Annotated in this window: 1 protein-coding gene; it reads left to right on the forward strand. The window is 75.1% G+C overall.

Annotated features, from left to right (window positions below):
* The coding region (locus VB737_RS07335) for an adenylate/guanylate cyclase domain-containing protein (RefSeq protein WP_500312258.1) at positions 1–854 on the forward strand (854 nt) is incomplete at both ends.

Genomic DNA, 854 nt, shown 5'->3' on the forward strand with positions numbered 1-854 from the left:
GGCCCTGGCCCTGCTGCGCCTGCCCCTGGCGGCCCTGCTGCTGGCCCCGGTGGCCGGGGGCGGGGTGCGGGCCGTGGGCCAGGGGCTGGCGGAAAGCCGGGAGCGGGCCTATCTGCACCAGGTGCTGAGCCGGCGCGTCTCCCCCACCCTGCTGCGCGACATCCTGCGCAGCCCCGGGCCGCTGTGGAACCAGGCGGTGGGCAGCCGGGCCCGCTGTGCCGTGCTGTTCAGCGACCTGGTGGGGTTCACGCCCCTGAGTGCGGTGCTGGAGCCCGCCGAGCTGTTCGCCCTGCTCAACCGCTACTTCGAGGCCATGGCCGCGGCGGTGCTGGAGCAGGAGGGCCTGCTCGACAAGTTCATCGGTGACGCGGTGATGGCGGAGTTCGGGGTGCCCCGCAGCCGGGGGGATGCCCAGGAGGCCCGGGCCGCGGTGCGGGCCGCCCTGGCGATGCAGGAGCGGCTGGAGGCGCTCAACCTTGAGCTGGCCGCGGCAGGCATCCCACCGCTGCGGCACGGGATCGGGCTCCATTTCGGCGAGGTGATCGCCGGCAACCTGGGCTCCTCCCAGCGCCTGGAGTTCACCGTCGTGGGGGCCAGCGTCAACGTGACCAGCCGCCTGGAGGGGCTGACGCGTCTGTTCCCCGAGCACCCGATCCTGGTCAGCGGCGACCTGCTGGCCCTGCTGCCGGAGGAGCTGGAGGTGCTGCCGCTGGGGAGCCACCGGATCAAGGGCTGGCCGGTGCCCCTGGAGGTGTATGCCCTGCGGGGGCTGCGGCCGCCGCCGGGAACGGCCGGCTCCAGTGGAAGGGCGCCAGCAGGGCGTCGCCCGCCGCGGCCGCCCCGGAGCCCTGGTC

The sequence above is a fragment of the Synechococcus sp. BA-120 BA3 genome (assembly GCF_034931285.1).
GTDB lineage: Bacteria > Cyanobacteriota > Cyanobacteriia > PCC-6307 > Cyanobiaceae > Cyanobium.